The 25,788-nt window shown below is 46.8% G+C and carries 22 protein-coding genes and 1 CRISPR repeat array; of the genes, 15 read left to right on the plus strand and 7 right to left on the minus strand.

Annotation, left to right across the window (positions count from 1 at the left end; genetic code table 11):
• Positions 1 to 32 precede the first annotated feature (32 nt).
• The 9 genes from cas3 to cas2e all read left to right on the plus strand — a co-directional run bounded on the left by cas3 (position 33) and on the right by cas2e (position 8,834).
• The gene (gene cas3, locus BLV54_RS00830) at positions 33 to 2,660 is read left to right on the plus strand and encodes a CRISPR-associated helicase/endonuclease Cas3 (protein WP_218132279.1); all 2,628 of its coding nucleotides are present in this window, start codon (positions 33 to 35) and stop codon (positions 2,658 to 2,660) included.
• Positions 2,647 to 4,179: a type I-E CRISPR-associated protein Cse1/CasA gene (gene casA / locus BLV54_RS00835; protein ID WP_090566368.1), complete on the plus strand. Its 1,533-nt coding sequence runs from the start codon at positions 2,647 to 2,649 to the stop codon at positions 4,177 to 4,179. The genes cas3 and casA overlap by 14 nt, the downstream gene beginning before the upstream one ends.
• Entirely contained in the window at positions 4,176 to 4,640 is a 465-nt protein-coding gene (gene casB / locus BLV54_RS00840; protein ID WP_218132280.1) for a type I-E CRISPR-associated protein Cse2/CasB, read from the plus strand. The genes casA and casB overlap by 4 nt, the downstream gene beginning before the upstream one ends.
• Entirely contained in the window at positions 4,637 to 5,917 is a 1,281-nt protein-coding gene (cas7e, locus tag BLV54_RS00845; protein ID WP_176969629.1) for a type I-E CRISPR-associated protein Cas7/Cse4/CasC, read from the plus strand. Before casB ends, cas7e begins: the two co-directional genes overlap by 4 nt.
• Before the next feature lie 10 nt (positions 5,918 to 5,927).
• On the plus strand, positions 5,928 to 6,608 hold the full coding sequence (cas5e, locus tag BLV54_RS00850; protein WP_090566371.1) for a type I-E CRISPR-associated protein Cas5/CasD: 681 nt from the start codon (positions 5,928 to 5,930) through the stop codon (positions 6,606 to 6,608).
• Positions 6,599 to 7,240, plus strand: coding sequence for a type I-E CRISPR-associated protein Cas6/Cse3/CasE (gene cas6e / locus BLV54_RS00855; RefSeq protein ID WP_090566374.1), 642 nt, complete (start codon positions 6,599 to 6,601; stop codon positions 7,238 to 7,240). Before cas5e ends, cas6e begins: the two co-directional genes overlap by 10 nt.
• A 23-nt stretch (positions 7,241 to 7,263) precedes the next feature.
• Positions 7,264 to 7,500, plus strand: coding sequence for a DUF433 domain-containing protein (locus BLV54_RS00860; protein WP_090566378.1), 237 nt, complete (start codon positions 7,264 to 7,266; stop codon positions 7,498 to 7,500).
• Positions 7,501 to 7,636: 136 nt separating this feature from the next.
• Complete coding sequence (gene cas1e, locus BLV54_RS00865; RefSeq protein WP_090566381.1) at positions 7,637 to 8,557, plus strand: type I-E CRISPR-associated endonuclease Cas1e; 921 nt, start codon at positions 7,637 to 7,639, stop codon at positions 8,555 to 8,557.
• On the plus strand, positions 8,550 to 8,834 hold the full coding sequence (gene cas2e, locus BLV54_RS00870; protein ID WP_256329008.1) for a type I-E CRISPR-associated endoribonuclease Cas2e: 285 nt from the start codon (positions 8,550 to 8,552) through the stop codon (positions 8,832 to 8,834). The genes cas1e and cas2e overlap by 8 nt, the downstream gene beginning before the upstream one ends.
• A gap of 60 nt (positions 8,835 to 8,894) precedes the next feature.
• Positions 8,895 to 11,000: a CRISPR direct-repeat array (repeat unit 28 nt; unit sequence CTGTTCCCCACGGGCGTGGGGATGAACC).
• A 199-nt stretch (positions 11,001 to 11,199) separates the two neighbouring features.
• Here cas2e and BLV54_RS16365 read toward each other — a convergent pair.
• Positions 11,200 to 11,817 (minus strand): hypothetical protein, encoded by a 618-nt coding sequence (locus BLV54_RS16365; protein ID WP_218132281.1) that lies wholly within the window; start codon positions 11,815 to 11,817, stop codon positions 11,200 to 11,202.
• Between BLV54_RS16365 and BLV54_RS00880 the strand changes: the two genes are divergently transcribed.
• The 6 genes from BLV54_RS00880 to BLV54_RS00905 all read left to right on the plus strand — a co-directional run bounded on the left by BLV54_RS00880 (position 11,806) and on the right by BLV54_RS00905 (position 18,267).
• Positions 11,806 to 12,393: a flavin reductase family protein gene (locus tag BLV54_RS00880; protein WP_090566390.1), complete on the plus strand. Its 588-nt coding sequence runs from the start codon at positions 11,806 to 11,808 to the stop codon at positions 12,391 to 12,393. The genes BLV54_RS16365 and BLV54_RS00880 overlap by 12 nt on opposite strands.
• A gap of 227 nt (positions 12,394 to 12,620) precedes the next feature.
• A complete protein-coding gene (locus BLV54_RS15905) occupies positions 12,621 to 12,770 on the plus strand; it encodes a hypothetical protein (RefSeq protein ID WP_176969631.1) in 150 nt (49 codons plus the stop codon).
• Positions 12,771 to 13,113: 343 nt separating this feature from the next.
• Positions 13,114 to 13,551 carry a PGPGW domain-containing protein gene (locus BLV54_RS00885; RefSeq protein WP_090566393.1) on the plus strand — a complete coding sequence of 146 codons (438 nt, stop codon included), beginning with the start codon at positions 13,114 to 13,116 and terminating at the stop codon, positions 13,549 to 13,551.
• A gap of 16 nt (positions 13,552 to 13,567) precedes the next feature.
• Positions 13,568 to 14,770, plus strand: coding sequence for a Fic family protein (locus BLV54_RS00890; RefSeq protein ID WP_090566396.1), 1,203 nt, complete (start codon positions 13,568 to 13,570; stop codon positions 14,768 to 14,770).
• Between the two features lie 404 nt (positions 14,771 to 15,174).
• Entirely contained in the window at positions 15,175 to 17,622 is a 2,448-nt protein-coding gene (locus BLV54_RS00900) for a Lon protease family protein (RefSeq protein ID WP_090566402.1), read from the plus strand.
• Between the two features lie 96 nt (positions 17,623 to 17,718).
• Positions 17,719 to 18,267 carry a glutathione peroxidase gene (locus BLV54_RS00905; protein WP_090566405.1) on the plus strand — a complete coding sequence of 183 codons (549 nt, stop codon included), beginning with the start codon at positions 17,719 to 17,721 and terminating at the stop codon, positions 18,265 to 18,267.
• Between the two features lie 103 nt (positions 18,268 to 18,370).
• On the opposite strand, the gene BLV54_RS00910 is transcribed toward BLV54_RS00905, so the two are convergent.
• The 6 genes from BLV54_RS00910 to BLV54_RS00935 form a co-directional block, all read right to left on the minus strand.
• Entirely contained in the window at positions 18,371 to 18,799 is a 429-nt protein-coding gene (locus BLV54_RS00910) for a rhodanese-like domain-containing protein (protein ID WP_090566408.1), read from the minus strand.
• Between the two features lie 560 nt (positions 18,800 to 19,359).
• Positions 19,360 to 20,799, minus strand: a complete 1,440-nt coding sequence (locus BLV54_RS00915) for an NHL repeat-containing protein (protein WP_090566411.1) — start codon at positions 20,797 to 20,799, stop codon at positions 19,360 to 19,362.
• A gap of 386 nt (positions 20,800 to 21,185) precedes the next feature.
• Positions 21,186 to 22,199 (minus strand): glycosyltransferase family 4 protein, encoded by a 1,014-nt coding sequence (locus BLV54_RS00920; protein WP_090566414.1) that lies wholly within the window; start codon positions 22,197 to 22,199, stop codon positions 21,186 to 21,188.
• A complete protein-coding gene (locus BLV54_RS00925; protein ID WP_090566417.1) occupies positions 22,196 to 23,122 on the minus strand; it encodes a UDP-2,3-diacylglucosamine diphosphatase in 927 nt (308 codons plus the stop codon). Before BLV54_RS00925 ends, BLV54_RS00920 begins: the two co-directional genes overlap by 4 nt.
• Before the next feature lie 2 nt (positions 23,123 to 23,124).
• Complete coding sequence (locus BLV54_RS00930) at positions 23,125 to 23,871, minus strand: GNAT family N-acetyltransferase (RefSeq protein ID WP_218132282.1); 747 nt, start codon at positions 23,869 to 23,871, stop codon at positions 23,125 to 23,127.
• Positions 23,872 to 24,722: 851 nt separating this feature from the next.
• Positions 24,723 to 25,646, minus strand: coding sequence for a diacylglycerol/lipid kinase family protein (locus BLV54_RS00935; RefSeq protein WP_090566422.1), 924 nt, complete (start codon positions 25,644 to 25,646; stop codon positions 24,723 to 24,725).
• Between the last annotated feature and the right edge of the window lie 142 nt (positions 25,647 to 25,788).

Genomic DNA, 25,788 nt, shown 5'->3' on the forward strand with positions numbered 1-25,788 from the left:
AGAAAATCCGATTACACTTCGATTTAAAAATAATGGAACAGTCAGGAAATACGATTTTTAATTACTGGGGTAAGGCAGATCCTAATTATCCGGATGAACAGAAGTGGCATCCGCTACCTTATCACTGCTTGGATGTAGCTTCGGTTGCTGCAGCATGGTGGGATACTGATCCGACCATACAACGAACTTTTCTTGCTGCTTTTGGTTGCACTCAAATTCAGCAAAACAAGTTACGTGCATGGATTCTCTTTTTTATAGCTTTGCACGATCTTGGAAAATTTGACCTGCGATTTCAGCTAAAGGCTCCGAATGCGCTTGCTGCCGCATGGCGACCGCTCGGTAAGGAAGATCACGGAGTTTCAGCAAGAGACATCACAGGTTTCGATCATGGTTGGGCGGGCATGGCTTGGGCGAATCAGGAATATCGGCAGTGGGTCAGCCATGATAATGCAGACTGCGAAATTTGGGAGATATGGAAACCTTGGCTGGCTGCTGTAACTGGACATCACGGAGATTTTTGCGAGCCGACGAAAATTTATGCGCCAGAGGCTGATGCCGCGATCATTGCTCATGACCGCAATGCGCGCCAGGGATTTATTTTTGCATTGGCCAATATTTTTCTCACACCTGAGGGACTTGGTTTTCAGGATTCGCTTCCATTTACCTCACCGAGCGCACAACATTTGCTGGCCGGTTTCTGTGCTGTGTGCGACTGGATAGGCTCCAATACCGATGTATTCGAGTATCAAAAGCCTGTTACTGTATTGACCGATTACTTTGTCGCAAGGGTAGAAAAAATCCAAGCAGGCGATGTGTTGCATCACTTTGGCCTAGTTGTAAAAGTAGTGGGCTACAAAGGCGTAAGTGATTTGCTCATGCCAGAAGAATCACCGCGTGGCGTTCAGGTGCAAGTGGATAATTTACCAACCATTCCCGGCTTAACACTAATTGAGGCACCTACCGGTAGCGGTAAAACCGAAGCTGCACTGGCTTATGCTTGGCGGTTACTGGATCAAGGTATGGCAAATTCAATCGTATTTGCGCTGCCGACACAAGCTACAGCCAACGCCATGCTTACCCGTGTCGAGGTTTTTGCTGAAAAGGTGTTTGGTAATGCCAATGTGGTACTGGCCCATGGCAAAAGCAAATTGAATTCTGAATTTGGCCGCATGGTGATTGCCGGACAGCGGAGAACTGCTCAAGGTAAAGAAGAAGCATCTGTTCAATGTGCTGCTTGGCTTGCCAGTAGCCGCAAGCGTGTATTTCTCGGTCAAATAGGTGTCTGCACGGTGGATCAAGTGTTGTTGTCTGTGCTGCCAGTGCGGCACAAATTTGTGCGTGGCTTTGGCTTAAATAAATCTGTGCTCATTGTGGATGAAGTTCATGCCTATGATGCTTACATGAATGGATTGCTCGGCGAAGTATTGCGCCGTCAAAGATCTACTGGCGGAAGTGCAATCCTGCTGTCTGCCACATTACCTGTAAGTATACGTACAAAATTGCTGGAGGCATGGGAATCCTGCGGGGTGGAAAAAGCGTCATATCCTGCATTGTGGCACGCCACACAAAATAATGCATTATGTACCACTGTGCCTGACGAACACCGCCCGGAACGGCGTGAGGTGATAACCGAGTGCATCAAACTTCCCGGCGCAATCCCGAATGATGATGTGATGGGGCGCATCATCGCCGCTGCTGAGTCCGGCGCAAAGGTGGCTGTGGTGATGAATTTGGTGGATGATGCCCAGCAACTTGCCCGCAAACTGCGCGGCAAAACCACAATTGATGTGGATGTGTTCCATGCGCGCTACCGCTTCATGGACAGGCAGAAAAAGGAAACTGCTACGCTTGCACACTACGGACGCAATGCCGAGCGTGACAAAGGTCGCATCCTTGTAGCCACGCAAGTGGTTGAGCAAAGTCTTGATCTGGATTTCGACTGGATGCTTACGCAGATCTGTCCGGTGGATTTACTGTTCCAGCGGCTTGGCCGTTTGCATCGTCACCGGCGTGAAAGCCGCCCTGCCGGATTTGAGTTACCTAGATGTACTGTGCTGTCAGTAGAGGGTGAAGATTATGGGCTACACAAACTCATTTACGGTAATACTCGAGTGCTGTGGCGCACCGAGCAATTGCTTGCTGGCGCGAGCAAGATTGTTTTCCCAGAGGCTTATAGAGATTGGATCGAGCAAGTCTATCAGCGCGATGATTGGATTAACGAACCAGAAAAAATTGCATTAGGGTACGACGAATTCAGTGTGATGCAGCGTACTCGCGAGGCGAATGCATTGCAGCTTATCACGATGACAGCAAAAGCATTCCGCGATGAGGAAGCACAAGTTACTGGACTTACCCGTGACGGCGAAATGAGCTTAACGGTTTTGCCTATCCAACCTGATAAGCGTTTGTTGAATGGACAAGTGTTAAGTGCATTAAACGAGCGTGATCTCGCGGAAACGCTTAACCTGCACGCTACGCCCGTACCTGCCAGTTGGGAGAAGTGGCTAAAAGACTGCCGCCTTGAAAAGGAAGGCAACTTGGCGGGCTACCGGCAATTAGAAATGTGCGCTGACGAGCATGGCGGCTGGTTGGCGACAGGTGGAAAATTTCGCTATTCGGAAGATTTTGGATTGGAGGGGATTAACGATGAATCTACTTAAAGACCCATGGATTCCTGTACGTGCCAATGGTGGTACAGGAGCTTTTCATTTGCTGACCTATCAGCAGCTTTTGTGCGAGCCGGGCAACTGGCAAGTCAACCTGCCGCGTGACGACCTAGAACTGGCCTGTGTGCAATTGTTGGTGTGCATGACGCAAGTCATGTTTCTGCCAGAGGATAACCCAACATGGCAAAAGCGACTGAAGAGTCCGCTATCGCCAGATGAATTTGCTGCCGGTATTAAGCCCTGCCATGACTGGTTCGACCTCGACCACTCAACCCAGCCGTTCATGCAGTCACGAGGAGTAAAGGCTGCTGAAAATACTCCTATTCAGAAATTGCTGATTGGATTACCGGAAGGCAACAACCATGCTTTCTTCAACGAAGCGGGCGAAGTGCGCAACTTATCCGGAACACTTGCTGCAATCACGTTATTTAATCAGGCTTCTAATTGCCCAAGTTTCGGCGGTGGATTCAAAGGTAGTTTGCGCGGGGGGGCACCCATTACCACGCTGGTGTATGGAAATAATTTACGTGAAATGGTTTGGCGCAATGTACTGACGCGGCCTCATATAGCAAAACGACAAATAGCTATACCGGGTTTTGAGTACGATCAGCCCACCTGGATTAAACCAATCTTGGAGGGTTCAACTATTCCTTGGAACGAAATAGGCCTTATGCGCGGGTTATTCTGGCAGCCGGCCCAGATAGAGTTGGTGAAATCAAAAATGGTTGTCCCCTGTGATGTGCTTGGTGGTGAGGCTGCTCCAGTGTACACCGGTTTTCGTTGTGAGAAGTTCAGCTTTACTGTTAAAGGCGTCTGGCCGCATCCACATGGAGCAATGGCAATTTCAATTAAAAAGGGAGATCCAGAAAAAGGTGAATCTGAGAAAAAGCGGGAGGAAAAATTTGCTAGCTTTACTACGACTGCTCCAGCATGGACACAGTTGTCCGAGTTTCTTGTACCCAGAAGCATAAACGACGAGAACGTCAAAGAAGGATCTGTTCCAGCCGGACCAATTACCCAAGCCAATGAGCTTGGTGATAGCGAATTGCATTTGCTGATAGGTGGCTATCGAACCAAGCAGGCATCGGTGCTGGAACGTCGCCATGAAATGATAAGTTTGGCGCAAGGTTGGCATGACCAAGGCCGCTTATCTAAACTGGTTGAAATTGGCAATGAAGCAAAGAAAGCTTTACGTGGCAAACTCTACTCTGCAGCTCAGGGGAGCAAGGAAAAAAGGCTGAAGGGCATTGGTGTAGCCATCCATGAAATCGCTGAAAAGATGTTCTACGCACGAACAGAAAGTTTAATTCACGAGACATTTTCTAACGATCTTACATTTAGAGAATGGGCAACCGCTTACTCGATTTTCGCGAAGCGACTTGCAGAACATTGCTGTGCCATTTTCGAAGAACTCACTAATCCTTACTTGATGAGGCCAGAATTGATTCCGGTCATCGCATGGGCAAGGCGTAGCCTAAATAACGATCTTAAAAAACTAATGGAGGAAGCATGAGTGCCGAATTGCCAGATTTTGTCGCGTTGAAAATGCGTTACGACAATGAAAGTTTTCCAACAGGCGCGCGCGCCGAGCTACGTCGTACCGCCGAGCCAGATGATATTGCACTTACGCCTGCGCTCTACCGGCTTTTCCCTGGACAAAAGCCGGATGATCGCCACTTGTGTCTGGCTTTCTTGTTGCCATGCTGTAAACACGCGGCCAAAGCCAAATCACTGGGCGCGCAATTAGCTGAAGCTAATGTCGCCGAAGCGCGTGTTTTACAAGTGGCTCGCGCTCATGCGCCGCTCGATATGGTGCAGTTGCGACGGCTTCTGGCGCATGTGGAACCTACAGTGGATTGGTCAGAGTTTGGTCGCATGGTCTGGTATTGGTATAGGAATGATAGAGCCAAACGTCAACTTATCGAAGATTATTACATTGCCCGCTTTAACCCCGCTAAAGGAGATAAAAAATGATCGCCAAGAATTTCGTCAACTTCCATGTATTGATTTCCCACAGCCCGTCCTGTTTGAATCGCGACGACATGAACATGCAGAAAACAGCTGTGTTTGGCGGAGTAAACCGGGTGAGGGTTTCCAGTCAATCACAGAAACATTGGATGCGCAAAAGCAGCTACTATGAAGATAATTTCGGTCCTGCATCCATACGTACTCGCGAACTCGAGAAACTGATTCCGTTGTTCGTTGAAAAGCTACGTGATGAGTTTGATCATGATTTGATCGAAAAAACAATGGAATTGTTTGTTAGAACAAAAATCGCAGATGATGAAAGTGATGACACAGATGAACAAGGGGAGGGTGCCAGTGATGATGGCAAGAGCAAAAAACTTGCGGTTGCTCCTTGGGTACTGGAAGAAATTAAAGTTCTTTGTGGTATCGTCAAGGATACTTCCTTGACCGAAGAGGAAGTAAGCAAAGCCAAGGAAAAAGCAGCAAAGCAGAAAGAACCAAAGGGTAAAGGCAAGAAAAAGAAATCCGAGCAGGAATTCATTGACGATGCCTTAACAAAGAAACGTGTTAAAGCAGTTCAGGAAAAAATAGATTCAGTTCGTAGAGCGATGGCCTCTGCATTAGATATTGTCCTATCCGGACGCATGGCAACTTCAGGGCTGATGACATCAGTTGATGGCGCACTCGCTGTCGCTCATGCCATCACTACACACGCTGTCGAACCGCAAGACGTCGATTGGTTCACCGCCGTGGATGATTTGACGATTGACGCAGGCGAAACCGGAGCGGGACATTTGGATACCCAGCAATTTTCCTCCGGCGTATTCTATCGCTATGCCAGCCTGAACCTGAAACAGTTACAAGTGAACTTGGGATTGATCGATAACATCAAGGCGGCAGAAACTGCTGAATCGCGCCAACGTGCATTGGATATCGCCCGGCATATATTCCATCTACTTGCTACTGTTGTACCTTCAGCCAAACAGCAATCTTTTGCCGCACATAATCTAACGGATTTCGCCATTGTCAGCTTTTCCGATCAACCCATTTCGCTTGCTAATGCCTTCGAGCAGCCGGTGAAGTGTGATTACAAAGAAGCCGGATTTCTCAAGCCGTCCATCAACGCGCTGTCTGACTATTGGGCGCGTATCCACCGTGCTTATGGTCTGGAAGAACAGGCGCTTGCCTTTGCGGTGGAAGATGGCATAAAGTTAAACAATAAGCCTGCACTAGACTCGCTTAAGGCAATGGAAGATTGGATTGCTAACGGTGGGCAAGCATAAGGAGTCTCTCATGCCGCACTACCTTATTTTACGGCTGGATGGCCCCATGCAGGCATGGGGAACACATACCTTTGAGGATTTTCGTCCCTCCAATCTGTTTCCTACCCGGAGCGGTTTGTTGGGTTTACTTGGGGCTTGTCTGGGCATAGACAGGCATAATCACGCAGAACTGGAACAACTTGCTGCCAGTGTTGAGTTTACAGTACGCGCGGATCGTGTGGTGTTACGTCCGAATGCTGAACAACCTATGGCGAAAGCTGCTATAAAGCTTCCTGATTTCCACACAGTGCTTGCAGCACGCAAAGTGGATGGATCGGTCAATAAAAACCCTGTGGTTTCACGGCGTGAATACTTGTTTGATGCTGCTTTTACCGTAGCGGTTGGCGCAAAACCAGTTGCGCCCGTTACGCTGGAAGTGATTGCCGAAGCCCTACGTCGTCCATGTTTTACGCCTGTCCTGGGGCGGCGTTCTTGTCCTATAACACGGCCTTTGTTGGAGGGTGCGCCGATTGAAGCCAGCGATGCCAAGACCGCGCTGGCAAGCGTGTTACCTGTTGGTGGGCTGATTTATGCCGAGGGTGATCTGGAATCCACACAGCCACTGCGTATTCGTGACGTACCAATGCATGGGCACAACCGTCAGTTTGGCACCCGGCAAGTGTATGTGCATAAGGAGACGCCATGTTCTTGAGTCGTGTCGAAATCCCGTGGGAATTTGCCCGCAACTCTTATAATCTGCACCGTCAACTTTGGCGACTGTTTCCCGGTGAGGAAAAAGAAACTCGCAGCAATGGTGATGAATTGCGGCAGGGTTTTCTGTTTCGTATCGAGGACAACCCGATGGGGCGCCCAGCGCGCTTGCTGGTGCAATCACGGCGTGCGCCAGAAGCTGCATCTGGTGTTGTGTTAATCGGTACGCGAGAAATTCAACCCCAGCCTATAGCAGGCCAGCAGCTGGCATTTCTTCTTACCGCCAACCCGGTCAAGACTATTACCGATGTGCAACGCGATGCCAAGTCGAGCAAAAAATCCGAGAAATGCCGTGTGCCATTAATCAAGGAAGAAGACCAGCGCGAATGGATTGCGCGCAAACTTGCTGGTGCAGGCGAAATTGAAGCGGCCAATGTTTTGCCCCATGCACCTGTTTATTTTCGCAAGGGTAATCGAGGCGGCAAATTGGTAACAGCTACCTTTGAAGGAGTTATGTGTGTGCTTAATCCGGATATTCTTATAACACTTATGGAAAATGGCATCGGTCCGGCCAAAGCCTTTGGATGTGGCTTGTTGTTAGTACGCAGACTACAAAATTCCTTAAAAATTTAGAATATGCATTTAAGGAGAAATAGATGAGCTGTAAAGATTGTATCGTAACCGGTCCCAGTGTGCTCGTCGGCAAACCTGTCGTAAAAGGGGCGAGATTGTCCGTTGAGTTTTTTTTAGGATTTAAGGCTGCGGGTTGGTCTGATGAACAAATTCTTGAGAACTATCTGCAGTTGACGGCGGATGATTTGCATGCAGTTTATGCTTTTGCCGGTGCGCTGATTAAAGATGAAGAATTTTTGCCGTTAGAGATGGTTCCTTGAGCTCTTGCTGTTGCTTGCAAATGAGAATATCCCGCTTGCTTCATTTAAGGAGTTTAGATCTGATGGTTTTGATACTCTTGCAATTACGATGCGCCATCCGTTCCAGAAAATCAGCATCCTCTAAAGTAATATAGCCATGTCAGAGCTACTTCCTCCTCTCAAACCCTTGGCAATAAAAGAACGGCTGTCTATCCTGTTTATTGAGAAAGGTCATCTTGATGTACTGGATGGGGCTTTTGTTGTAGTTGACAAAACAGGCGTGCGCACACATGTTCCAATAGGTGGTATTGTTTGCTTGATGCTGGAACCGGGTACACGGGTTTCTCATGCGGCGGCTGCTCTTGCGGCACGTGTAGGTACGCTTCTGGTATGGATTGGTGAGGCAGGAGTGCGGCTTTATTCTTCAGGGCAGCCAGGAGGTGCACGTTCAGACCGGTTGTTGTATCAGGCTAAATTGGCTTTGGATGAAACGTTGCGATTGAAAGTGGTACGTAAGATGTACGCGATGCGTTTCGGAGAGGAACCTCCCGCTCGGCGTAGCGTTGAACAATTACGTGGTATTGAAGGTGCTCGGGTGCGGGAAACGTATAAACTGATTGCCAAAAAGTATGGGGTGGAATGGAAAGCCAGAAATTATGATACAGATGATTGGGACAAAGGAGATATTGCCAATCGTTGCCTAAGTGCGGCTACTGCCTGTCTTTATGGTGTAACAGAAGCTGCTGTACTAGCAGCGGGTTATGCTCCGGCGGTGGGTTTTATTCATACCGGCAAGCCGTTATCTTTTGTTTACGATGTGGCTGATATCTATAAATTTAATACTGTTGTTCCGCTTGCATTTAAAATTGCTGCAAAACGCCCGAGTAATCCAGAACAGCAAGTAAGGCTTGGCTGTCGGGATGTATTTCGTGAAAGCAAATTGCTTGAAAAAATCATACCAGGCATCGAGGAGATGCTTTCTGCTGGTGAGATTCAACCCCCTGCTGCGCCGGATAACGCTGTGCAGCCAGCCATACCAAATCCTGAGAGTCTAGGCGATGCTGGTCATCGTGCTTGAAAACGCTCCGCCCCGCTTGCGTGGACGACTGGCTATTTGGTTGCTGGAAATTCGTGCAGGTGTTTACGTTGGAAACTATTCAGCAAAAGTACGTGACTATATCTGGAGTCAGGTCGAAAAAGGAATTGAAGATGGCAATGCCGTGATGGCATGGCGTACCAATAATGAAGCCGGCTTTGATTTTGTGACATTAGGTGCTAATCGAAGGATACCGAATGAAATAGATGGTGCAAAGTTGGTTTCTTTTTTGCCTGAAGAAACAGGAGAAGCTCCTTAAAAATTTGGTAGAATTTTGCCTTCCTTTTTACCGCTGAAAAATCAGCGGGATAGGGGAAGTCTGTTCCCCACGGGCGTGGGGATGAACCGACAATGCCTGACTTAAAACAGTGGTCATAACCCTGTTCCCCACGGGCGTGGGGATGAACCGAATGACTACCGCTACTATTAACAATAGGACAACTGTTCCCCACGGGCGTGGGGATGAACCGGTCGCGCTAGTTATGCGGGTTTACAGACTTGCCTGTTCCCCACGGGCGTGGGGATGAACCGGATCGAGTGATTATCCTGGCTAGCTGCTATTTCTGTTCCCCACGGGCGTGGGGATGAACCGATGTGATTTAGTAAGCTCCTTGCCCATAGTCCCTGTTCCCCACGGGCGTGGGGATGAACCGTTTGCCCCTCCTTTACAGCTTGGTTTTGCTGTCTGTTCCCCACGGGCGTGGGGATGAACCGTGAGCTGGCAAAAGTATCCAGGCAGGTTATCGCTGTTCCCCACGGGCGTGGGGATGAACCGGCATGTCCACCGACCAATTCAGTACGCGCGTGCTGTTCCCCACGGGCGTGGGGATGAACCGCCCTGATCAGCAGATTAGTTCTTGATTCCTCCCTGTTCCCCACGGGCGTGGGGATGAACCGAAATTGGATATCCTGTGGCGTCATTCTGATGACTGTTCCCCACGGGCGTGGGGATGAACCGAAAACATAGTGCTAGTATTTAGAGAGTGCCATCTGTTCCCCACGGGCGTGGGGATGAACCGTGTAACTTACGGAAAGATTCTAAATGTTTGTCCTGTTCCCCACGGGCGTGGGGATGAACCAATGCGATAAATAATCTCCTGGTTTGTTTCGCCCTGTTCCCCACGGGCGTGGGGATGAACCGAATCTGCAGGTTGGCAAGATCGAGGAAAACCTCTGTTCCCCACGGGCGTGGGGATGAACCGTTTGCAGTAATCGTCTGTTCTTCGAGGGAAATCTGTTCCCCACGGGCGTGGGGATGAACCGACCGGAACTACACGTACAAAACGTGAATTGCACCTGTTCCCCACGGGCGTGGGGATGAACCGGTCTTTTTACAGCATCTAGCCGAGAACTCTTACTGTTCCCCACGGGCGTGGGGATGAACCGCATCTATTTGCCCGATTTTTTCAACAACTACACTGTTCCCCACGGGCGTGGGGATGAACCGGCGTTGATTCGATAGAACCTGATAGGCTTCAACTGTTTCCCACGGGCGTGGGGATGAACCGAATCCCCTGTTGCGTCACGCCACTCTTGAGACCTGTTCCCCACGGGCGTGGGGATGAACCGTAATGACTGATAAGAGACCCCGCTCAGTTGCCCTGTTCCCCACGGGCGTGGGGATGAACCGGCGCTTCGAGTCGGGCTCAAGAAAGCGAATCACTGTTCCCCACGGGCGTGGGGATGAACCGCAGTAATCGAATAGCCAGATCCAGAAAGATTACTGTTCCCCACGGGCGTGGGGATGAACCGCATTCATTCTAAATCCGTTTTGTTCTGAGCGGCTGTTCCCCACGGGCGTGGGGATGAACCGGGATGCTGAGGAATCGGCCGCTCTGTTTAGGACTGTTCCCCACGGGCGTGGGGATGAACCGACTCGGAGTCCCTGATATTTTTTTCAATTCTACTGTTCCCCACGGGCGTGGGGATGAACCAGGATATGCCAGTTGGTCAATCACCTACTACATCTGTTCCCCACGGGCGTGGGGATGAACCGCTTCCCGCCGGCAAAGGGTTGGTTCCATCTTTCTGTTCCCCACGGGCGTGGGGATGAACCGCCGGGTTTGTCTGGCTGCGCTATCTGGCGCGACTGTTCCCCACGGGCGTGGGGATGAACCGATCCCCAAATGGGCCAGGGAAAATCCTGACCGCTGTTCCCCACGGGCGTGGGGATGAACCGCACGCGATGGCCTGCACGCGCCAGGTTGATGGCTGTTCCCCACGAGCGTGGGAATGAACCGCTGGGTTGATTCCGCCGCAAACGGAACGGTTATCTGTTCCCCACGAGTGTGGGGATGAACCGGACTGGTGCGAGCGTTACTCAGAGTAAAACCATCTGTTCCCCACAGGCGTGGGGATGAACCGGTCGGACCTGTCGTTGGGGTGACCGTCTCGAATTGTTCCCCACGAGCGTGGGGATGAACTAGGGGCGTGTGTTCCGTTCGCTGCCGCACAGGCAGCTTAGAAAACAATATATCAATGTCGGTATATCATGTTAAAACATGAATGGAAAATAAATCATCAGAAAACTGGAAACTGAAGACTCGATAGAATCAATGGCAGCTATCACATCATGCATAAAGATGGTATTTCTGTGAGTGTTCCTGTTTATGGTTCTAGAGGTATTAAAAAGACACGTTATCAGCAATCGAGAAACAAACAAGGGTGAAATTGAAATGAATACGCTCTATCCTGCAATTCCCCCCGGCTTTGCTGTGCAATTTGTCGATATTGAAGAAGCGTTTACGGAAGGCGAGACTATCAAAGAATGCTTGTTTAACGGCACAGAGGTATTGTCTGGAATCCTTGAAGTATATCTTGACGAGGTCGTGAAATTCCACACCCCAGCGAGCGCGCCGACCACCGCTGCTCGCGCGCTTTAATCGAGGCCGTGACCAACCCTGAGGAGGGGATTTACGTCGTTGCATTCGATCGCCTGGTCTGAGGCAGGGTGCGTTGTTTTGTGCGGTTTTTTGATTCGAGGAGTCTGAACCTGGACTCCTTAGCTGATCGCTCATTCTGGTATTAACATTATGAATATAATAATCTTTTATATAAATTTCATTCTTGTCTTCTGGGTGTTTCCGTCCCGGGACGGATTGCGCAATTTTGCAAGCACATGGCTGCGTTGCAACTCCTTGGAATGGAACGACCATTCCGCATCGTTGCGCCTTGCCCTGCACTCGCAAAACTACGCACTCCATCCCGTCCAACTGAGGAATCCAGGTTGAATGGATAATCATATTTTCCCGGTCGAGCTGAAGAAGGCTTGCCGACTGATCAACCACGGTCCCACAGTGCTGGTGTCCGCCCGTCATGATGGTGTGGACAATGTCATGGCGGCGGCTTGGGCATGTGCGCTGGATTTCTCGCCGCCCAAGTTGACCGTAGTCCTGGACAAGACCGCAAAGACGCGCGTGCTCATCGAGAAGAGTGGCTATTTCGTTATCCAGGTGCCTACGGCGGCACAGCTACGGCTAACACACGAGGCGGGTACCAGGAGTCTATTCAACGAACCGAACAAGCTGGAGCGGTCCGACGTAAAACTTTTCCGTATTGATGGCTACGATCTGCCGTTCGTCGCGGGATGCTCGGCCTGGCTCGCCTGCAAGCTTATCCCGGAGCGTCACAATCAGGAAATCTATGACTTATTCATCGGCGAGGTTGTCGGGGCATGGTCTGATACCCGTGTTTTCAAGAACGGCCATTGGAACTTCGAGAACGCCGATCCGGCATGGCGAAGCCTCCACTATATTGCGGGAGGGCATTTCTACGCCATCGGCGATCCGCTAACAGTTCAAGACGAAAAGCTTGACTGATGGCTAGAACCAGTCAGTCTGCCAAGTAATGGATCTGCATCAACAGGTGTGTGATGCTGGGCATTGTCATTTTGATGAAGGTGAAACGCCAGAAGTTATTCGCTTGCATTTTGTTCATGAAGAAGTGATTCAGGCATGACACTGCTGCAGGATGTGTCTGGTATATAGTTAATCAAAGCTTTAAAGTACCATTGCAGATGCAGAGAAATTGTTAAAGGAAGCTATTAATGAAAATTGAAGTAACAGTTGAATTAGACATCAATCTATCTAAAGCGAATCTGGAAGACATCAAGAAATTATTGGAAGAAATGATGAATCCCATCAAATTCGATGCTTTGGAAGCGGTCACTATTAAAGAAATAAAGGTAGATATCTAGGTCGAAGGTCGATATCAGTTTTTTAGCGGTTCGACGGTTCGGCAAGCTTACTGCTTCATTGCGAACGGTTCGACAGGCTCACCGCGAGCGATAAAGAGTTTACCGGGAACAATCTACTTGTTTTGATCGCAACTACAACACACAATGGTGTTATTCCATTTTTAAAACAAACCTGGTTTTGTCGGCTTCTCCGCCGTATTATTTATACTGTCTGCAGCTTGCCTTTGCGTTATGTCTGATTTGGAAATGAAATGAGTACTGCAGCACGTCTTCACGGATGACGCTGCCCGGTTTGCTGGCTCCCTTTAATTCCAGCCCGAAGGAATGCTAAAATGTGCATGTCATGAATGAAGTACTTGAAATAATTCAACAATGGATTCCAGTCGATATCCTGATCGGTATCACCATAGCTTCGGTTATTGGCTTGATCGGTTCCGTGATTGCCATTCCAATTATTCTGGTCCGTTTACCAGCGGATTATTTTGATCTGCGCATTCCACGCCATTGGATGAAAAACCATCATCCGGCATTACGAGTAATTGGCTTAATCATCAAAAACCTGGTCGGGTGCGTATTCCTACTGGCTGGTTTTATAATGCTTTTTTTGCCAGGGCAGGGGGTGTTGACCATGCTGATTGGCATTTCTCTGCTGGATTTTCCCAAAAAACGTGAGTTGGAAGCTAGAATTGTTAGCCAACCGAGTATATTGAAAGCGATTAACTCTATCCGTCACAGGTTTAATAAACCATCCCTGATTCTGGCGCCTGATTCTTTACGGTAACCGAATATAGGACATCATGCCTGACATCGATTTGGCTTCAGATCTGGAACGTTTTACGCGCCGTATTGACACTGATCGTTTCGGTCCGTTTGTTTTCGAGATAGGGGTTGAAGCTGCTCAGATCAAACTAACCCTTCAACGTGCTGAAGATGCGCATGACCGTTTTATTGCTTCGCCTTTTTCTCAAGTTGCCAATCAGCTGGAGCGAGAAGTGGTGGTCAGCAGTGTGTTCGGTACCAATACCATTGAAGGAGGCAAACTGAGTGAGGATGAAATTGCAGATACTTTGATGCTTGACCCAGATCTGGTCAAGGAAATTGAACAGCGGCGCGCAGTGAATATCAAGATTGCTTATGACTTATCGCAACAGGCCGCTCGGACCGCAGGTTGGTCGCTGAATCGGGAGTTCATTCTCGAAGTGCATCGTCTCATTACGCAGGAAATTCCTCATACCAATAATCAACCTGGTAAGCTTCGCAATAATCTCAAGCATCATGTTACTTATGTGGGTGACGAAGCGCACGGTGGTCGTTACAAGCCACCTCAGTATGGTAAGGATATTGATCGCCTGCTGGATGCACTCATCGATTGGCATGCAGTACTGGAAGCAGCAGCTGTTCCAGCGTTGATCCGGGCACCGCTGGTACATCTCTATTATGAGCAGATTCATCCTTTCTGGGATGGTAACGGCCGTGTGGGCCGGGTGATCGAAGCAACACTTCTGCAGGCTGCTGGTTATCGCTATGCGTCCTTTGCCTTGGCGCGCTATTATCTCGCCAATATCGATAGCTATTTCACGTTGTTTAATACCTGCCGTAAGGCTGCGGAGAAAAAGCAGTCGTGGCCTAATCACGCATTTGTCGAGTTTCATGTGGAAGGCATGCGCCAGACGATCAACACCTTGCAAGACCGGGTAAACCAGATCACAGCACTGTTGTTGTTTGAAAGTAAACTTCGCCGGATGCTTGAGGAGAAACGAATCAATGTTCGTCAATACACCATTGTTTCTCAGCTGTTGGGGAGAGGGCGCTCAATGACACTTGAGGAAATTCGTCAAATACCGTGGTACACCAGCCTTTATTTGAAGCTGAGCGACAAGACACGCCAGCGTGACCTGCATCATCTTTGTGAAATGAAACTGGTTTTTCTTGATGGCAATAATAACCTTTGGCCAGGTATTATCAAGACTCAATACTTTAAGCCATTTATTAAAAAGTAATCGAGAAGATCAATGAATTACCAATGCACTCAGTGTGATCCATGCAAAACCCGAAATAGCACAACGCGTTATTGATATCGTTGTTGTCACCTTTGTTCCTGTTAGGAACAGTGATTAAACCTGGATTCCTCAGTTGATCGCTCATTTTGATGTTAACATTATGAATATAATAACCATTCCTATAAATTTCATTCTCACCTTCTGGGTGTTTCCGCTTCGGGACGGATTGCGCGATTTTGCAAGCACATGGCTGCGTTGCAACTCCTTGGAATGGAGCCACCATTCCGCATCGTTGCGCCTTGCCCTGGACTCGCAAAACCACACACTCCATCCCGCCCAACTGAGGAATCCAGGTTAAACGGTTACAATTCTATATTTTTTTCCAACAATAGAAATACTGATAAATGCTAATTATTGAACTGACTCCGCACGAGCTTCGCCTGACGATTGATCCTGATTCACTTGGATTTACCGATACTTCAGAACTGGTCGGTCAGCCACTTTCCTGGATCGGGCAGGAGCGTGCCGAGAAGGCCGCTTACTTCGGACTGGAAATGGAACAGCCTGACTATAATTTGTTTGTGCTTGGGGAAGTAGGTAGCGGGCGATCTTCATTGCTACGGCAGGCGATGGCGAAAGTGGCCCTGAACAAGCCTGTTCCACCTGATTTGTGCTTTCTGCATCACTTTGAAGTGCCAGAAAAGCCACTTGCCTTGCGTCTACCAGCAGGACAGGGACGTCTGTTACGTCAAAAGCTGACAGAGCTAGCAAAATATTTGCAAGCAGAAATACCCCGTTGTCTTGAGGAACCTGATTTCAAAGCGGAAAGTAAGTGGATTGAAAAAAATTTTAAACTGGAAGAGGCCAAAGCCTTTGCAGAGCTTGACGTGTTTGCTGAGAAGCGCCATTTCGCCATTCAACGGGAAGCTGGCCGTATGGTTTTTACACTGCTGGATAAATCAGGAAAAATTTTAACTGAGCCAGAAGTACTAGCGCTACCTAAGGAGCGAAGAGCCGAAATTGAGCAAGCCGAGCAGGCTTTGCAAGCTGAGATCGCACGCTATTTTGAGAAGGTGCGCCCACTGGAGCGGATAAAAGATGAAGCTCTGATGACGTTAGAGCGCAATAAGGTTAAATTTCTGTTGGAAAGCGAATTAAAGGCAATCCCCGGTGCGCTGAAATTATCTGCAGAGGATGGGAACAAATTCAATCATTATCTGGCAAAGATGGAAGAGGATATTCTTAACAATATTGCATTGTTCAGAATCTCCGTTTCAGACGAAGAAAAACGCAAGGAGGAGATCAAATCCTTATTGGCGCGCTATCAGATTAATCTGGCAGTAGATAATCATGATTTGAAGGGTGCACCGGTCATTATTGAAGAAAGTCCATCTATTCGATCAATGTTTGGCAGTATCGAGTACCAATCAGTGGAAGGGGTGCTGGAGACAGATTTTACGCGTATCCGTGCTGGTAGTCTGCTCAAGGCACATGGCGGCTTTCTCATGCTCCATCTTGATGACTTATTAGTGGATAGCCTGCTATGGGAGAAATTATGCCGCCTGCTGCGCAGTAATCTGTTGCAGATTGAGGAACCTGGAACGGCCTTGACCCAGATTCCAGCTGTTTCGCTTGAACCGGAAGCAGTACGGATTCGGGTTAAGATCATTTTGATCGGTTCGCGGGAACAATACTATCTCTTACAGGAAGAGAATCCAGAACTTGCCAGGCGTTTCCGCGTCAAGGTTGATTTTGCCGATAGCTTTGTATCCAATGAGCAAAGTCGTCATGCTTCCTCCATTTTTGTAGCACACGCCTGTCATGAAGCGGGTTTGCCCCATTTTACCGCAGCTGCTGCTGCGCGTTTGCTGGAGGATTGTCATCGGGCGGCTAACGATCAATCCCGTCAGAGTGCCATTTTCAGCCGTACTGAAACACTGGTATTAGAGAGCGCAGCCCAGTGCAAAGTCCATACCGGCTGCCTGGTTGATGTGGCCGATGTTGAAAATGCATTGCAGGCGCGCATCCATCGTCATAATTATCCGGATCAATGCTTGCAGGAATCGATCGCAGATGGTGATGTCTCGATTGTAATCAAAGGAGAAAAGGTTGGGCAGATTAATGGGCTGACGCAAATAGATTTGGGTGATCACTGTTTTGGCGCGCCGGTGCGCATCACCGCACATACGTTTGCAGGTGAAAATGGGGTGCTGAATATTGAGCGCGAGGTAGGGCTTTCCGGACCGATCCACGACAAAGGCATGTTTATATTGCAGAATTACCTATCAGCTTTGTTTGCTCATATCGCACCGCTTGCACTCAATGCTTCCATCGTGTTTGAACAGGAATACAATGGCATTGAAGGAGATTCTGCCTCGTGTGCAGAATTATACGCCTTGCTTTCTGCATTATCGGGGGTGCCACTTAGACAGGGAATTGCAGTGACAGGTGCAATTAATCAGTATGGTGAAGTCCTGCCGGTAGGGGGCATTAATGAAAAGATAGAAGGTTTTTTTAATGTTTGTGAGAAAGCGGGCTTGGATGGCACGCATGGCGTATTGATTCCCCATCGCAACCGCAGGCATCTCATGCTGTCACATCATGTGATCGAAGCAGTTTCTCATGGCTTATTTCATATTTATACTGCAGAATATATGAGTGAAGGCATTGAGTTGCTGACTGATTTTCCGGCTGGTATTACCGCTGAAGACAATCTGAACGAGGTGATTTACTATCCTCATGACAGTGTGCTGGGGTATGCGCAAAAAGCACTTCGTACTTACCGACTTGCTTGCCAGCTTACCCAACACCCTAAGACAGAGCGCAGGCGGTTTGGGCCCGCTGAAAGATAGGGATGAGGATCGCAATCATTTGTGGTGAGGAGTGCGTCATGCTGAGCTTATTCAGATCTTCCCTTGTGGATTGACTGTTAACAAAAGGAGAAACCCATGCGTATTGTTCTGCTGTTCATGTTAATTTTTTTTGTTCAACCTGTTTTCAGCTGTCGGGATAGCTTACTCGATCAGAATTTTAGAAAACTGGCAGGCACTGAGGTGGTGAATCTGTGTAATGCCTATTCCGGTAAGGTACTGCTCGTGGTGAATACTGCCAGTAAATGTGGTTATACGCCTCAATACGATGGTTTGGAGAAATTGCACGAAACGTATGAGAAACAGGGGTTTGCTGTGCTTGGCTTCCCATCTAATGATTTTATGGAACAGGAGCCTGGTACAGAAGAGGAAATACAGGATTTTTGCCGGTTAACTTATGGCGTGAAATTTCCCATGTTTGAGAAAACAACGGTAAAGAAAGCAGAGGCTCATCCATTCTTTCAGCAACTGGCGGAAGTTTCAGGTACCTATCCCACCTGGAATTTTCATAAATTTTTGATTGGCCGGGATGGCAAGCTGATTAAGCAATTTAGTCCTCATACGAAACCGTTTGATCCGGAAATCGTGGCAACGATCGAACAAGCACTCCAGCAAACGTCAAAGTAGCCAACTCAACCGTCAATTGAGCAGTTCTCTGCCAGGGCTGCTCAAGGGGTAGGCGTAACAAATTCTTCTTATCCAGATCGAAGCCAGGTTACGTGATACTAAATCAATTCAATTCGAAAGATGCGGTAGGATAGCCAGCTTCTTTCCATTTCGGGAGTCCTTCCCGATAATAATGGATTTTATGCCATCCCCATTCTACTGCTTTTTTGCTGGCTCTGGAGCTGCCCAGGCAATGAGCTCCATTACAATAGAAAACGATCGGTTGATCCTTATTGGCAAAGACATTCAAATCGCCGGGAGTGAAAAGCTCACTATTGACATCCAGATGCTTGGCCCCTCGGATATGTTCATAATTGAAATATTCCAATTTACGCACATCGATAAAAATATAGCCTTGATCATATAGCCGCTTGGCGGTCACTGTGTCCACGGTAACCGCCCCAATTACTTCTTCAGGTGCGATATTTTCTGTAGCGATGACGCTGGCTGCAGACAGAAATAAGAACAGCAAAGCAAATAAGTATTTTTTCATATTATTTCCTAAGAAAACGAAAATAAATCAAATTCTTGCCGTAATTTCTGGAAACACTTTATAGAACATCACATAGGCGACGCTCAGGGTCAGCAGTAAATTCAGCATTTGCCCACCTACAAAGATATAGTATTAATGGTTTTCTTCCAACAAAATGATGCTTGATTCAGCTTTGCTTTTTCTTGCCAGTTTCTTGCACAAGTTGCTGCCATTCTTCAATTGCGGCTTGTGCAGCCAGATTGAGCGTTTCCATCTGGAAATCGACTGTTTGCGCCGCTAACTTATTCGTGAGTGCTTGTTGATGGATAAGACGGACTGCACTGTTTTCTGGTGCCAGATCAATTTACTGGCAGGCTTGGAGATTGATTTCTGAAAATTCCGTATCCTTCAATGGCAATATTTATCAGAATCATGATGGTTTTTTCAGGGGCGGGAATTTATTGATTTCTTTTTGATAACTCTCGATCTTTACCTCTCATTTAATATTCATATTTTATGAAATATTGGATTCTATAAGATACCATGTCAGGGAACAGCCTTCCTGACATGGCTGCCATCTTTTACTTGGGCGCTTTCATCATCAATAGTTGACCACCCTCTACCAGTTCCGGATCGAGTGCGACGCCATTGACGGTACTGTAGTGTGCTTGCACATCGAACAGGAAGTAACGGCTATTCTCTGTGTCGTAGCCAGCAACGCCGTTGAACATCTCGGTAACTTCTATGATGCCGGAGGACTCTTCGTCAGATTGCTTATTGCCCGAACCATCGATGTCGGCTGAAGCGCCAGAGATGAAGCGCTCAGCGTCATGTTGAGCAATGGTTGTCAGGTTACCGGTAGTCGGCTCGAATTTCCAGATTTTGCCGAGGTGAACCTGATTGCCAACGTCTTCCTGAATCCAGACATTGCCGGCACCATCGACCGTCATGTTATCCATCATTTGTGGACCACTCACGGCTCCGTCGATCAGCACCTTGATTTCACCGCCTAATTCTGGTTTAGTGATGTCTTGGAATGTAGCGCTCCACAGACGGCTATTACCATCAAACTGGTCAGTGGTTACAAAATAGAAACGATTTGGATTTTTTGTGTCCCATGCACCGTCTTCGACGCGATTGAGACCGGTGCCGGTACCGCCGGATGCGACCAAGCTAAATTGATCAGTATGGCCATTCGGGATGGTAGCCTCGGTCACATGAGAACCAATCAGAAGCTGATAGCTGATACCGTTGGTCAAACCGGCCATTTCAACCGGATTACCGCTCTCTTGCTTATTACCGACATAGAAGTAGATCTTGCTGGCGAGACGGTTGCCGTCATCCAATCCGGCAACAATGGTTTTATCCTGCTCATAGGGGCTGGCCACCACGTTTTCCCAAGCCGCTTTACCCAAAGCGGGCAATTCATAAGAGGTGCCATGCTGACGGCCTTCCGCTATATGAGCAAAGGCACGGCCTGCAGCATCAACTTCTTCGCCACTCATGAAGATGCGCCCCTCGCTAAAGCCTTTTCCGGTGTTGCTGTTGAAAAAAGCACTTGGCATTGGCAGATCGGCGGAGCATAGACGGCTGATGGCAGTCTGGTCTGGATCAATCAGTTCAAGTTTCTCGATCAAATCTTCGCCATTAAGTACTTTGAGATCTCTCTTTCGGATTTGCCACTTGGACACGAACGCGCCTTTGCTGCCATGGTTGCGTACCACCCCGGCTGTGTTGCGCAATTCATGATTCATCAGCACGGTGATGGTGCCGTCGCCATTGTCGTAGGCACCCAATCCATCCGGAATGCCGACCATGCGATAGGTCTCGTTGCCTTTATGCTTGAGCTTGACGCTGTCGCCCACCGTCAGAATAGAAGAAAATTCTACACCGCTGGTTAAGGGTGTCAGATAAGGGGAGGCAGAGCTAGAAGGTCCGGTAACACCTTCGGCAACAGTATTCATTGAAGAACCGGCAACCAAAGCAGCGACCACAAATATAAAAGAGGATTTATTTTTCATAACTGTATTCCTAGCAGAATAAATTAAATTTTGTCGGATAAATTAGAAAGCACCTGATTAAATTCATCTGGCCGCTGCGAATTCTGATTTAAGAACATTACGCTTTCATTAACGATAAATTAAAGTTTTATTAATTCATCGTTGCTTTGGTCACAGATTGAGGGTTCTGTGATAATCCACTGGATAGCGAAAGAGGTATGCTGATTTTCATGGCATATGACCTTCAGATTTTTTTAATCGTAACTATTCAGAGGCCTTTGCAAAACTTCCTTTTTTTGGGAAGCTCTATTTTGTTGAGATGTCTGGTCGCGCGATAAAAAGAAAGCTGTGGTAACGCAGCTTTCTTTTTTGATAAGGTTCAACGTAAAAATTCTTGCACTTACCTACTACCGAATAGGTTGTAAATAATCAACAAAATTCTTCGCAGCTGCATACCAACTAAAGGCTTCAGCTCTTGCTCGTGCTTCCTGCCGAGAAATTTTAAGGGCTTTTAAAACAGCATCTTCCAGATCATTTGACATGATCCCTCCTCCACTATTACCAATGACCTCTAACGGACCATCAACAGGATAACAAGCTACGGGTGTGCCTGTTGCCATCGCCTCAAGTAAAACCAACCCAAAGGTGTCCGCTTTACTGGGAAATACAAAAACATCAGCGCTGGCATATAACATAACCAATTCATCGCGTGGCAATATTCCCAACCAATATACCTCAGGAAAGCGTTGCCTGAGCTGCTTCTCCAATGGTCCTACACCGCAAACTATCTTACTTCCTGGAAAATCCATTTCCAGGAATGCTTCAATATTTTTTTCATATGAAATACGACCCACAAATAATGCGACAGGTCTTGGTAAAGTACCTAAAGTTGGGAAAAAAACAGGTTGATCATGATACCTAAAAAGATCAGTATCCACTCCATGCGTCCAAGGTCTGAGATTCTGGAAGCCTCGCTTTTGCAAACCAGATAAAACAGATTGTGTAGGAACCATCACACCTGATGAAGGTTGGTGAAAATGTTTAAGCAGGGCATATCCCCAAGAAACAGGAACTTTGACCGATGCATTAAAGATCTCTGGAAATTTTGTGTGAAATGCAGAGGTAAAAGACCAGCCAGATTGCAAGCATAAGGAACGAGCTGCCCAACCCAGCGGACCTTCAGTAGCAATATGGATGGCGTCAGGATCAAGTGCCTCCAGAATTTGTGACATTTGCTTTTTAGGGCGAATAGCCAGATCAATTCCTGGATAACCCGGACAAGGACGAGTACTGAAAAGATTTGGGTGAATGATTTCTACATAATGATTGAGTTTTTTGAGTTCTTTAACCAACTCTACCAGAGTAGTTACAACACCATTAACTTGGGGGTGCCATGCATCAGTTATTAAAGCAAGTCTCATGCCAGTGCCTCGTCTTTTTTTTCGACTCTTGCCGTAGCAGGTATATTATCAGCAACCAACGCATCATCCACCCTGGTCGAACATTGATTTTCCAGCTCTAGTTGACACTGAGGCCAATGAATCAGCTCGATTCGTCCATCGAAGTGTTCTACTAATGCAGAAAGACTCTCGACCCAGTCTCCATCGTTACAGTATGTAATACCATCGATATCGCGTATCTCTGCGTGATGTATATGTCCACAGATGACACCATCGAGTCCACGACGACGTGTTTCCGTAGCAACGGCTTGCTCAAAAGAAGTTACATAGCTAACTGCTGTTTTGACTTTGTGCTTGAGATATCGGGAGAGTGACCAATAAGGTAAACCTAATCGAGCACGGAGCGAGCTCAAATAACGATTAAGCTTTAAGGTAAATTCGTAAAGATTATCACCGACATAAGCAAGCCATTTAGCACACTGTATTACTCCATCAAAATAATCGCCATGCATTATCCAGAATTTACGACCGTCAACGGTCTCATAGATAACTTCCTCTACTACTTCTATACCACCAAAAGAGTGACCTAAAAACTGACGAGCAAATTCATCGTGATTACCTGGCACGTACACTACCTTGCAACCTTTTCGGACACGACGTAGTAACTTTTGTATGACATCATTGTGAGCCTGTGGCCAATGCCAACGTGTGCGTAACTGCCAACCATCGATAATATCTCCTACCAGATAAAGCTGTTCGCTTGGATAAGCTCTTAGAAAATCCAATAAGGCTTGTGCCTGACAACCTGGAGTACCGAGATGGATATCAGAAATAAAAACCGTACGAACTCTTAGCTTAGTATTTATTTCTGAGGAATCTTCGTTTTTTAAAATTGAAGCTTTTAAAGCAGGATTAGCATATAAATAATCATTGAGCTTATTCATGATTACCCCAGAAAATATTTGCAGTAGCGGTTTGGTAGATCTTTAATTTGCAATAGCATGGGCAAATCAGCAGTATTAAAGTTAGGATCCCATGCAGGCCCTCCCAATATTTTTGCCCCCAGGCGTAAATAACCTTTAAGCAGGGAAGGGGGATTAATTTTTAAAGTTTGATCTAAGCAATCAACTGGCAGAGGAAAACGTGGTCTAACTTGATAGTGAGTATCCACCATATACTTATCCCGAACTTGGCGCCAAATACTTGCAGCAGCATCCCCCGAACATATACGCTTATTGCCACTAGAGCTCATATTCATCGGTATGCTAACGCAACCTATCAGATAGCTTAACTTCTTAAGCACCATAAAGTTTATCAATGCTTTCAATAATGCTTTAATAACAACTCCATTACGATAGTTTTTGTGCACACAACTTCGGCCTAATTCAACCATATGCTCTCGCAACGATTGCAAAGAAGATAGATCAAATTCACCTTCGATGTATGTTCTTCCTGCAAGCTGGGCTTGTCCCGGCGTCAACACACGGCAAGTTCCAATTACTTGCCAAGTTTCACGATCTCGCACTAGTAAGTGCTCACAATAATCATCAAAATCATCTATATCAAAACCAGGAATATAGGTTGGAAGAATTGCACCCATTTCATCAGCAAAAACTTCATATCGCAGTTTTTGTGCTTCACGAATTTCACTTTGACGTTTTGCCCATGTGATCACGATATTTGATTTCTTCACTCTATCAGTAGGAATGAGCAAAGCAGACTTGGGAGCTTGAAGTGGTTTCTGTGGGGAAATATATGGCTGGATATTAAGTGACGTATTCATGTTTGACTCCTCTTCAATGTTAGGTTATTGGGTTTTAGCGCACTAATTACCTAGCATTCTTTAGGAATTTCATGAATTTATTATGTCGCTTTTATGAAATTCATATGACGAGTTGATTAATTTCAGTCAATTTCTAACTCAGCTTCCATGATTATTAAACCTGGATTCCTCAGTTGATCGCTCGTTCTGATGTTAACATTATGAATATAATAATTTTTCCTACATATTTGATTTTCACCCTGTGGGTGTTTCCGCTACAGGACGGATTGCGCAATTTTGCAAGCGCATGGCTGCGTTGCAACTCTTTGGAATGGAACGACCATTCCGCATCGTTGCGCCCTGCACTCGCAAAATCACACACTCCATCCTGCCCAACCGAGGAATCCAGGTTTAATTTCAAATGGAAACCATTTGAATAAGCGATTGATTATTATGATACGGCTATCTAAGGGTAAGGTAGTTAAGGTAAGGTAGTTAACCCGGATATTTCACCAGGCGGACCTGTACCATAAAGTAAACGCTAATGAACAAGCGCTTCTGGACAAATTTACGCAAGCCCAATTTGTACCGTTGAAATATCCGGGTTAATCAAGATTTTGGTGCAAGGAAGCCATTACAAGGAAAGATAAGGGGAAAGTAAGGGGAAGATAAGGGAAGGTAAGGATTTGATGAAAAGGAGGTTGTTTCTCTCTTGGGAATATTAAGTCTATTCTGATTGCTTGCCCCTAACAGGCTGGCTAAGCGCATGGAAGCAGAGCTGCTTAAATCAATACTCTGATTGGTTTTTGACTGATACTGAATTTTATTGTGCTTCCTGCTTCAATATCGCGGTTACGAAAATAATCACCGTCTACCTGCAGAGGATAAGATGGATCGTGTAATGTAAGCGATATACTCTCTCCTGAAAAATACTGCAGGGGAAGCCCTGCAGGTTTGTGTTGAAGCATTCTCAATGCTTTGATCAATTCATGTTGATGCTTTGCCCCAGGTAAAAAACCAAGGACAAGCTTTTTTACTGATGGGTTAGCAGTAGGAACAAGTTGTAAATTTCTTGCATAAGCTGAGCTATTAGCCACAATGACATAGCCTGATTTGCGATCAATGACAGTTTGTCCATCGATATAAGCTGTCACGGTAGGATGGTGCAAAGAAACTAAGGCATTAAATCCACACCGAACGTACGTCGAATCATTGATCGGCCCTATTCGTTTGCCAATCTGCTTGACTGTGAGCGAATCAAAACCCATCGAGGCCATAATAAAGAATGGTTTTTCTCCCTGAATCCCGTTACCGCTGATCAGACCATAAAATTGCTCCAGGCATCTTCCATTGGTAATAGCTTGAAGCAAATCCTCTGTGTTTGCACTCATTCCATAGGAACGGGCAAATAAGGATTCGTTTCCACCGGGAACCATGTAAACGGGAGTATCTGTTTTACTAAGCAAAGGAAGGAGTTTTCTAACTGTTCCATCCCCCCCGATCACCACTAAAAGATCATGTCCTGTGATGTCTGTCTCGAGAAGCTTGTAAGATTTCATTTTTTTCTTTGACTCGCTAACTTCCACAGCAATCCCATGATTAGCAAGGAATTCCCCATATTCATGGGCTAACGATTCTGTATTTCCCGCACTAGAGATAGGATTGAAAATAATCAATACTTTTTGGGGTGAGGGAATGTTAATCATGTTCCCTTTTGCTGAAATGAGCTTTCATTTTTCACGAAAAATTAATAATGATCTAATGAGTTAAAAACTTTGTTAGTTTAGTTTTTTAATAAGTTAATGAGTGAATCAATCATGGCGAGATCTTATTCCGTTTAAACCATTG

It is taken from the genome of Nitrosomonas sp. Nm33 (assembly GCF_900107265.1).
Taxonomy (GTDB): Bacteria; Pseudomonadota; Gammaproteobacteria; order Burkholderiales; family Nitrosomonadaceae; genus Nitrosomonas.